This is a genomic window from Wolbachia endosymbiont of Drosophila baimaii (assembly GCF_028982185.1).
Taxonomy (GTDB): domain Bacteria; phylum Pseudomonadota; class Alphaproteobacteria; order Rickettsiales; family Anaplasmataceae; genus Wolbachia; species Wolbachia pipientis.
Genome location: NZ_JAPQLE010000182.1, coordinates 1 through 534, shown reverse-complemented (window position 1 = coordinate 534; position 534 = coordinate 1). Strand labels below are relative to the sequence as shown.

The 534-nt window shown below is 38.4% G+C and carries 1 protein-coding gene; it reads right to left on the bottom strand.

The annotated features are described in order from the left end of the window. Positions 1 to 534 (bottom strand): ankyrin repeat domain-containing protein (locus tag OZD66_RS05540; RefSeq protein WP_275022458.1); only part of this gene is annotated, 534 nt, incomplete at both ends.

The window sequence follows — 534 nt, the reverse complement described above, 5'->3', positions numbered from 1 at the left end:
TAACTTCACTAACATTCCCACTTTCTACAGCAGCAAATAAAAGTCTATCATACTCACTTTGCTTTGGTCCTAAAAAGTTTACTACTTCTGACTGACGAGAGGTATTTGCTACATCTAAAGGTTTTCCACCATCCTTATTTTTAGCTCCAATGTTAGCCCACTTATTTACAAGCGTTTTAACTGTATCTGATTGACCTCCCCAAGCAGCATAGTGCAAAGGCGTCCAATCGTTTATGTCCTTGGCTTCAATATTAGCACCTTTATCAAGGATGAGTTCAACTCCCTTACCAAGGTAAGCAGCGTGATGTAAAGGTGTTCTTCGATCATCGTCTTGAACGTTAACATTAGCATTTCTACTGAGGAGAAGTTCAAGTACATCCAATTTGTTTATACGAGAAGCTGCACATAAAGGCGTTTCATTTTTTGCACCTCTAGCTTCGATGTTAGCTCCAATATTGAGAAGATTTGTAACTTCACTAACATTCCCACTTTCTACAGCAGCAAATAAAAGTCTATCATACTCACTTTGCTTTG